Annotated in this window: 2 protein-coding genes; both read left to right on the top strand. The window is 61.3% G+C overall.

The window, feature by feature from the left end; translation table 11 throughout:
- The first annotated feature begins 267 nt into the window (after positions 1-267).
- Complete coding sequence (locus tag GRB80_RS10030; protein ID WP_161423483.1) at positions 268-1,863, top strand: ShlB/FhaC/HecB family hemolysin secretion/activation protein; 1,596 nt, start codon at positions 268-270, stop codon at positions 1,861-1,863.
- A 51-nt stretch (positions 1,864-1,914) separates the two neighbouring features.
- On the top strand, positions 1,915-10,656 hold an 8,742-nt coding region (locus GRB80_RS10025; RefSeq protein ID WP_161423482.1), incomplete at its 3' end, for a filamentous hemagglutinin N-terminal domain-containing protein.

The raw sequence follows: 10,656 nt of genomic DNA, 5'->3' as shown, positions 1-10,656 counted from the left end.
AGTCGAGGCATTCGTCATCCAAATCCCGTCATGCTACATCAGGTACGCAAAAATTAGTAATTGTTAACGCTCCCTAGGTTTCTCAGCCTTTTTTCTGCATGCATCATGCTTTCGTTGAATACCAGAACTACTTAACATTGTAATCGGAGGCTGGTTGGTTTTTACTACCTGTTACCATCTGGAGCATTAGTTTGCCTATCCTTTGCCATGTGCGCCGAGTCACTCGCTGGGTGCCCAGTGCACCGATAAGTAATGTTTAGGAATCATATGAAGAGCAAAGCAATTTGTGCGCGTAACACGGCATTGGCTGTGGTGCTGTGCTGCGGTGGAGCACTGGCTCTCAGTGCAACGACGGTGGCGGAGGCTCAGCAGAGTTCCCAACCGTCTCCCCGCCAAGTGGTGGTTACCGGCTTCAACATTGAGGGAAACCATACCTACGATAGCAGTACGCTGCTGGGGCTTATCGCATCAGAGATTGGTAAGCCGATGACTCTCAAACAGATCCGCGAGACGGCGGCACATATCGCCGAGTTCTATCACCGCAACGGCTACCCACTGGTGAAGGTCATCGTGCCGCAGCAGACCTTTGGTAGTGATCGACCAGTGAAGCTGGTCGTGCTGGAGGGGCGACTGGGTAACATCGAGGTGAGTGGCAACCAGCGCTATGCCAGCGACCGCGTCCGGGCTGCTCTGGACGAGCCCGGCGTGAAAATCGATGAACCGATAAAGTTGCAGCAAGTGGAGCGCACGCTCACCCGACTCAACCGGCAGTCAGGCATTACGGCCAGCGCGACGCTGCGCCCCGGGTCCGAACAGGGCTATACCGACCTGGTGGTCGATGTGGAGGAAGCACCGCGAGTGGCCGGTTCCCTGGCGGTGAATAACTATGGCAGCAAGAACACCGGCGAGCACCGCGTAATACCGAGCCTGAAATTCCAGAACCTCTCCGGCCGAGGAGATCAGCTGGACCTGATCGGTATGAAGGCGTTGGGGGACGGGGATGCCTGGTTCGGTTATGTGGATTACATGACCCCGCTGAATGCCGAGGGTACCAGCCTGGAGCTCTATGGCTCCACCGGTAACGTCAGCGTTGGGCGTGAATTCAAGGTGCTGGAAATAGAGGGCGACAGTTCCAGTCTCGGCCTCGGTCTCCATCAGGACCAAGTGATTTCACCGCGTGATGTGCTTACCTACAGTGCCTGGCTGGAAGGCACCGACCTCAAGCAGTCCATGCTTGATACTACAGTGGTACATGATCAGATACGTAAAGTGCGTCTCGGCGCGGCATGGGATCATTCCGATCTTTCCGGCCGCACCCTGTTTTCCGTGGATGTCCACCAGGGGCTGGGGGAGATGCTGGGTGGCATGGATAACGATTCCGCCAAGTCGAGTCGTTCTGCTTCCGGTGCCGATAACCAGTTCACCAAAATTACCGCCGACCTGATGCGTATTCAGCGCATCACACCGCGCATTCTGGCCGTACCACGCCTGTACGGGCAGTTTGCGTTCGACTCTCTGGTATCCAGTGAGCAGTTCGCCGTGGGTGGTCTGAATTCCGTGAAGGGCCATCCACCTTCAGTCTATTCCGGCGACAGCGGCATTACAGTCAGCCTCGAAGGTCGTTATGACCTCTTTGCCGATGATCAGCGCTATCAGTTGATCGGCTCCCTCGGACACGGCCGCACTTACATCAAGAGTCCTTTCCTGGATCAGGATGATGAGCAGGACCTTTCCGGAGCCAGCCTGGGGCTTCTCGCCAACCCAGTCGAATCCGTTCAGCTGCGTGTGGACTGGGGCATTCCGTTAGGCACCAGGACCGAAGACAGCAGTTACCTCTACGCTCAAGCGCAATACAACTTCTGACCGAGGAGCGGGCTGCGGGTCCGCCACGACGATTTCACGGAGCAACACAGAATGTCGGCGAAAAAAAAGCGTAATGTTTCAGTGGCGGTGGCCGTTTCAGCCTTCGGTTTGAGCGGTGCAGTTCATGCTGGTCCCAGCGGCGGTAGCGTAGTGGCCGGCACAGCCACCATTACGCAGGCTGGCTTGCAGACGCTGATTGAGCAGGTTACCGGCAAGGCGGTGATCAACTGGGATGATTTCAGTATCGGTGCGAATGAAGATGTCCTGTTCGAGCACCTCACCGGCAGCAGCGCCATCACTCTCAACCGGGTGACGGGCGACACCGTCTCCCAGATCAAGGGAGCGCTCACCGCCAACGGTAATATCTTCCTGATCAACCCCAACGGCATCCTGTTCGGTAAAGATGCCACGGTGGATGTGGCCGGTCTGCTGGCCACGACCTTCGATATTGCCGATCAGGACTTCATGAACGGCAAGTTCAACTTCAGCGGCGAGTTGATGAACGGCGCTTCGATCACCAACCAGGGAAGGATCGAGGTCGGCGATGGCGGCTTCGTGTACCTGATTGCGCCGAACGTGGAGAACACCGGCCACATCATTGCCAACGTGGGGCGTGTGGCTCTGGCCAGTGATGGCTCCTACGACATCGACCTCACCGGCAACGGACTGGTGACTTTTTCTGTCACCGACGCCGACCTGAGCGGTGCCGAGGGCAGTATCAGCAATGGCCCCGGCGGCACGATCGAAGCCGGCCATGTGCTGCTGTCCGGCAGCGAGAAAGATGCGGTGCTGTCATCTGTGGTCAACAGCGGCGAGATCAAGGCTGCCACCAGCCTGACGCTGAGTGGTTCCAGCGTGGATAACCAGGCCGGTACACTGGAACTGGACGTCAACTCCGATGGCAGTCCTGGCCAGATTGCACTGGAAAGCGATTCTAGCTCCGGCACCGTCGACTTCCAGGACGACATCCTGAGTACCAGTGGCAACGTGCACGGTACCATCCAGGTGACTAATTCCAGTGGCGGGGTAACGCTGGATAAAGTCGAGGTGAATGGTGATCTTTCCGTGATCGCCGCTGGCTCCATCGACGGCGCCGGCAATAGCGGCGGCGATGCTCGGGCCGATCACCTGAGCCTCTACACCACCGTCGACGGCGCTTCCGTGGGCGGCGAAAACGATCCGTTGCGCTTCGATGCCAACACCCTGAGCGCCAGCACTCAGGGTGGCCACATTGTGGTTAGCGATACTAGCGGTGACCTGACCCTGAATCGTGTTACTACCGGCGATAACAGCGCTGAAGCCGGGCTACGAGCCTTGATCACCGCCGAGGACGGCAACCTGCGCGGCAGCCACGGCACCGAGCCCAACGTGGAAGCCTGGGCCACCAATCTGAAAGCGGATGGCGCCATCGGCGAGCACGGCCAGGCGGTGACCACCGCCGTGGACGTGCTGTCCGCGGCAACCCAGAACGGAGGCATTCATGTAGATGAACAGGATGGCGAGCTGATGCTCGGCAAGGTGGTGGCGGGCGAGCGCGTCAGCCTGGCCGGGAAGACCGTATCTTCCACCGGTATCAGTGGGGCCGACGGTAGCATAACGCTGAGTACCGGCGCCGTGGGCAGCCACGACATCATGATCAGCGCCGACGACAATATCCTGATCGGCGATCAGGTGTCTGCCCCGGATGAACTGTCGATCGTGTCCCGGCAAGGCGGCCTCTATAAGAACGGCGACACCGCGATCATCACTGGGCGATTTATTCATCTGGATGCCGCCGGCCGAATTGGTCAGAGCAGCAGCGCCCTGAAAACTCAGAGCAACGCCATCCGCGCCCGGTCCGGTGGCGACGGCATCTATCTGTTCGAGGACAACGGCCTGACCGCCGATGATATTCGCTCGCTGGGTGAGAACGCCGAAGTGCAACTGGAGGCCAACCTGGGAGATGTAGCTCTGGGTCTGGTGGAAGCCGAGAACGGCGATGTGACTGTAGTCAGCCAGGATGGCAACATCCTTGCCGACGGCCACACACCGATCAACGTTCGCGGCGATCATCTGTCTCTGCATGCCGATGGCGCCATTGGCACCGCCGCACAGGGGCTTTATACCAGGATCGGCAGCCTGACCACGTCCACCGACACCAGCCTGGCGGGCACTTATGTGGACAACAGTGGCGTGTTGTCCAGCCTCGATGTCAGCACACTGGATGGCAACGTCGCGGTCACTGACGATAACGGCGACATTACCTTTAATCGCGTCAACGATCATCTGGCAGTGCAACGCCATGGTGGCGACGGCCTGGATCTGACCTTTCAGAATGGCGCCGGCAATCTGATCGTGGAAGGCGCCGACTTGTCCGGTCATCAGGTGAACCTGAGCGCCAGTGGCCGCATCGGCGATGACGGCGGTGTGTTCGCCGCTGACGACTTGACCTTGAACGCCGGCGATGACATCGAGTTGGCCACGGACGCAAACACCATCGCGGCTACCACCGCCGACGGCGACATCGTCCTGGATAATCGGGGCGAGGGCACCCTGCTCCTGAATGCGACGGCCGGTGGCGCCAATCGACGTGTCTCGGTTAGCCACCGGGGCGATCTGTCGCTGGGGCAAGTCTCAGGCGATGGACAGGTCCGCCTCATCGCCGAAGGGGGCCTGAACGGTGACGGCGACAGCACCTCTGTCATCGGGGGTGACGTGGAGCTGGATGCGGCTCGCATCGGCGCCGCTGACCAGGCGCTGTCCACCGCTACCACCGGCACGCTGTCGATGCTGTCCGACGGCGATATTTATGTGACCAACGTGGGCGCCTTGAGCCTGCTCGAGGGTGAAGCTGGTGGCGACATTGACTTCAGCCAGGCCGGTGATACCGTGCTCGGCCGACTGGCCAGCGGCGGCAGTGTTACCTTCTATGCCACCGGCCGGGTAAGCGACGGTAACGGCGACAGCGACAACATCGTCGCCGGTGACCTGAACCTGCAAGCTCAGCAGGTGGGCGCCGCCGACGGCACCGTGGATGCCTTGGAGATCCGCGTCGACGAACTGGTGGTCAGCGCCAGCAACGGTGGCATCTACCTGCGCAATCGTAACAACGGTGCCCTGAGCCTGGTCACTGCTCGTGCCGCCGGCGGCGACGTGGACATCGATACCGCCGGCAACATGAATCTGGGCACCGTCACCGCCGCCGGCGGCAACGTCACCCTGACCAGCAGCGACGGCGCCATCAACGACGCCCGTCCTGACGGCGCCAGCGAGGCCAATGTGGTGGCCCGCAAGGTGGACATGCGTGCCAAGCAGGGCATCGGTAATACCGGCCCCATGGTGCTGGACGTGGACCAGATGTCCGTCAGCGGTGGCAACGGTAACGTTAATGCTGCCAGCCCTGGCACAGTGGAAGTGGAAGCAAACAGTCTGGTCGGGAAAGGAGCCAGTGGCGTCACCATCGTCGCTGCCGCGATCACCGTGCTGGACAACAATGGCGGCACTCTGGTCATGGATGGCGGCAAGCTGGTGCTCACCGCCACCAACGGAAACATTGTGTTTCTTAACCAGGACGACACCATCAGCCTGCCCGGTGGTGGCAGCATCACTTTGACTGCCCGCGCAGACACCAGCAACGAGGGTTACAACGGGAGCATCATCGCCGGCAATCTCGTCACTGAGGGCGGTGACATTACCCTGGATGCAGACCGCAACGTGACCCTGGGCATGCTCGATACCGGCGGTACCGGCGACGTCTACGTGATCGCCCGGGACGGTGTGATCCTGGACGGTAATGGCGCCGACCAGAACGTGCGCGGCGACCATGTGACCCTGATCGGCAATACTCCGAGTGAGCGCGACGCGGGAATCGCTCGCGAAACCGCCATTGCCGACTACGCCGGTCGGGCAGCAGAGCTGAGCGCCAAGATACTGCAGCTGAAGACCCTTCAGCAGCAGCTTGAAGCCTACGTCGCCGTGCTCAACTCGGCGATCGTTAACAAAAATATTTCGCAACAGAATCTTAAAAGCGCTCAGCGCACCGTGGACCGGCTCAGTGGCCAGTTGAGTGCCGCTGAGAAAAAGCTGAACTCGCTTAATCGTGTGGTGTCGGCCGCTCAGCTGGCGGTGGATGCCATGGCCATGGTGGCCGGTGGTGCGCAGGCGATTCCGTTCAGTGGCGACGGCGGCGCCGATGGTACCTTTCAGGGCCTGAGCCTGGTGCTATCCGCTGCTCAGCTGGCAGTGGACGAATACGACCGCAACACCTTCTCGCCCCTGGCGGACGAGTTGAATGAAGCGATGAACGATCTGGATGTAGCCAAGGGATACTACCAAGACGCGCTTACCAATGTGGCAAGCTGGACCACCATGCGAAACACCACACAGGTGTCTCGCGATATGGCTGATCAATCGGTGTTCAAGGCTACCGTGGCGCGCGATGCAAGCCAGGCATTACGCGCCCAGGCCATCGCCGCTTACGACCAAGATCAGGACATCGCCATGTCCGCCGACAATCCGCTGGGCATTCAGGCCAATCGTCTGGACATGGGCACTACCAGCGGGCGGGCCCTGAACAGCGGCGTCTATCTGAACTCCACCGGAAATCTCGGCCTCGGCAACATCGAGTCCGATGGCGAGATCCGAGTGGCCGATGTGGCCGGCAACATCAGCGTGGTGGGTGACGTGGTCAGCCCCTCGCTGATTTCCCTGGACGCTGGCGGTGCCGTGTATGGTATCGGCGGCACCCGGGGGGGCGGCGGCTGGGTGCCCGAGGCGGGCATGCTGAACGCTCCGGCTATCGCCGTGCGCGCGGAGCAGGGTATCGCCAACTCAGAGGATTCGCTCTATACCGACACCGGTGAAATCGCCATCGACGCCGGTACCGGTGATGCCTTCGTGATCAACGACAATGGCGGCGACGAACTGGTGCTGGGCACCGTGGACGGCCTTAGCGGGCTCACTGCCGCCGGAGACATGGGCCTGGTGAACAACGGCGACCTGCGTCTGAAAACCCAGATCGTTGATACCGATGTGGACACGGACAGCGAGACTCACCTGATCGCCCAGGGCGGCGCCATCATCGACGACAACGGCGTGGCTCGGAACGTCACCGCCGGCGATCTCTTCTTCCGGGCCGACGGCCAGGTGGAGCTGGATACCCTGGCAGACCGAGTGGTCGAAGGGACTAGCAGCGCCGGTGATATTCTACTACGCGAGGGCGACGACCTGACGCTGGTCGACCTGAAAACCGGCAACGGCGATATCGATGTGGATGCCGGCGGTGACCTGATCCTCATGGAGCTGGCTGCTGGTGGAGAGAGCGCCGCCATTCGGCTGGACGCGGATGGTCGCATTGATGATGACCAGGATAATGAGACGGCTATCACCGGCAAGCGTCTCGAGCTGACCGCCGGTGGCAGCATCGGTGCCACCGGTACCAACGAAGTACGTGGCCTCGACACCGCCGTGGACGTGGTCACCGCCAACGCCAAAGGCGAAATCAACCTGCACGACCAGGACGATCTGGACGTGGAGAAGGTCATCACCACAAGCGGCAACGTTACCCTCAGCAGTGATGGCGGCAATCTGAGCCTCGGCGAAGTGCGCACCGACGGCGAGGACGCCAACATCACCCTGGTAGCCGACGGCGCCATCGATGCGCTCAACGAAGCGGATGACACCCCAGAACTGAACGCTGACCAGTTGGCGCTACGCGCCGGTGCCGGCATCGGCAGCGCCGACCTGTCTCTGCTGATCGAAACCGGCGCCCTCGAAGCGGATGCCGGCCTCGGTGGCCTCTACCTGCGTAATCAGAACCGCGACCTGACCGTGGGTGGCGTGACCCCAAACCTGGGCCAGCCCGGTCTCAGTGGCCTGGATGCCAGCGGCGACCTGCACCTGACCGCGGCCGATGGTGCCATCGTCTACAACGAAGACGTCACCCAGGCCGGCGAGGGCGATATGCGCCTCGACAGCCTCGGTGATCAGACCCTGAACGCCGACCTGGATGCGGCCGGCGACCTGACCATGGGCGCCGGTGGCGCCCTCACTGTCAATTCTCAGTACCTGAGTAGCGGCGGCAACCTGGACGTGGACACCGGCGGCGCCATTATCGCCCAGGCAGGCACTGAAATGCGTGCTGGTGGTTTCGCGGATCTTAATGCCGGTGCCCCGATCTCATTACTGAGTACCACGGTGACCAGCGGCGCGTTCCTGCCTATTGCTCCTCTTGGGGTTTCGGCGCCTCCGGAGAACGTGGATCTGGGCATCACCTCCGTCAGCGGCGATATCCTGATTACCGACAACACCCAGCTGAACGCCGCTGCCGGCAATTTAACGCTTAACGCTGCCACTGGCATTCAACTGGACAGTGAGTCCAGCGGCACCGCCAGCGGCGATGTGGTCGTCAATACCGCCACTGGTGACCTGAGCATCATCGAGAGCTCACTGACCGCCACTGGTGGAAAGATGGATCTGTACTCTGGCGAGCGCATCAGTCTGGCTGACGCCACTGCCACGGCGAATACCAGTCTGGCGATGAAAGCCGGCACGGATATCAAGGCCGACAGCAGTGAGGTGACTGCCGAGAGTGACACGCTGGATCTGGAGGCGGGCAGCAACATTGCCCTCACCAACAGCAAGGTGGATGCACAAACTGGCCTGACGGCGACCGCCGATCAGGGCAGCATCACGCTCGACGACAGCAGTGCCGAAGCCACCACTGGTAACCTGGCGATGACCGCCGGCCAGCGCATTCTTCTGACCAAGACCGATGACGGCATCGATAACCTGGATGCCGGCAGCACCCTGACCGCCGGCAGCGGCAACCTGGCGCTGAATGCCGGCAGCGGTATCCAGTTGGACAGCGCGTCCAGCGGCACCGCCAGCGGTGACGTGACCGCCAACACCAGCGCCGGTGATCTGACCATCATCGAGGAAAGCTCCCTGGCCGCCACCGATGGCCAGATGGACCTGGATGCCGGTAACGGTGTGGAGGTCACCGACAGCCGGCTGACCGCAGGCGACGGCATGACCGTCGATGCCGTCGAGGCAGGCATTACCTTGACCCGCGCCACTGCCACGGCGAATACCCGTCTGGCGATGAAAGCCGGCACGGATATCAAGGCCGATAGCAGTGGCATGACCGCTACCCGTGGCCGGATGGATCTGGACGCTGGCGAGGGCATCAGTCTGGCTGACGCTACTGCCACGGCGGGCACCCATCTGGCAATGAAAGCCGGCACGGATATCAAGGCCGACAGCAGTGAGGTGACCGCCGAGAGTGACACGCTGGATCTGGAGGCGGCCAGCAACATTGCCTTCACCAACAGCAAGGTGGATGCAGAAACCGGCCTGACGGCGACCGCCGATCAGGGCAGCATCACGCTCGACGACAGCAGTGCCGAAGCCACCACTGGTAACCTGGCGATGACCGCCGGCCAGCGCATTCTTCTGACCAAGACCGATGACGGCATCGATAACCTGGATGCCGGCAGCACCCTGACCGCCGGCAGCGGTAACCTGGCGCTGAATGCCGGCAGCGGTATCCAGTTGGACAGCGCGTCCAGCGGCACCGCCAGCGGTGACGTGACCGCCAACACCAGCGGCGGTGATCTGACCATCATCGAGGAAAGCTCCCTGGCCGCCACCGATGGCCAGATGGACCTGGATGCCGGTAACGGTGTGGAGGTCACCGACAGCCGGCTGACCGCAGGCGACGGCATGACCGTCGATGCCGTCGAGGCAGGCATTACCTTGACCCGCGCCACTGCCACGGCGAATACCCGTCTGGCGATGAAAGCCGGCACGGATATCAAGGCCGATAGCAGTGGCATGACCGCTACCCGTGGCCGGATGGATCTGGACGCTGGCGAGGGCATCAGTCTGGCTGACGCCACTGCCACGGCGGGCACCCATCTGGCGATGAAAGCCGGCACGGATATCAAGGCCGACAGCAGTGAGGTGACCGCCGAGAGTGACACGCTGGATCTGGAGGCGGGCAGCAACATTGCCCTCACCAACAGCAAGGTGAATGCACAAACTGGCCTGACGGCGACCGCCGATCAGGGCAGCATCACGCTCGACGACAGCAGTGCCGAAGCCGCCACCGGTAACCTGGCGATGACCGCCGGCCAGCGCATTCTTCTGACCAAGACCGATGACGGCATCGATAACCTGGATGCCGGCAGCACCCTGACCGCCGGCAGCGGCAATCTGGCGCTGAATGCCGGCAGCGGTATCCAGCTGGACAGCGCGTCAAGCGGCATTGCCAGCGGTAGCGTGGCCGCCAACACTACCGTCGGTGATCTGACCATTATCGACGAGAGTTCCCTGACCGCTACCGATGGCAATATGAACCTTGATGCCGGTAACGACGTTGTCGTTACCAATGGTTCCAACGCCACGGCAAGCGGCGATATGACGATGACTGCGGGCCAGAACGTCACGGTCCAAAACGGAAGCCAGGCTACCGCCAAGGGGGGGCTGACCGCTAATGCGAAAGCCGGCGATCTCAAGGTTGACAGCGGCAGTGGACTGACCGCCACTGAAGGTAATATGAACCTTGATGCCGGTAATGACATTGTCGTCATCAGCAGTTCTACCGCCACGGCAAACGGCGATATGGCGATGAACGCCGGCCAGGATGTCACGGTTCAATACGGAAGCCAGGCTACCGTCAAGGGGGATCTAACCGCTAATGCGAAAACCGGTGATCTCAAGGTCGACAGCGGCAGTGGGCTGACCGCCACTGAAGGCAATATGAACCTTGATGCCGGTAATGACGTTGTCGTCATCAGCGGTTCTACCGCCACG

It is taken from the genome of Halomonas icarae (assembly GCF_009901955.1).
Lineage (GTDB): Bacteria > Pseudomonadota > Gammaproteobacteria > Pseudomonadales > Halomonadaceae > Halomonas > Halomonas icarae.
This window is presented reverse-complemented; position numbering and strand designations above follow the sequence as displayed.

Coding starts and splice junctions, on each gene's coding strand:
- GRB80_RS10030 (WP_161423483.1), top strand. CDS start 268: ATGAAGAGCAAAGCAATTTGTGCGCGTAACACGGCATTGGCTGTGGTG.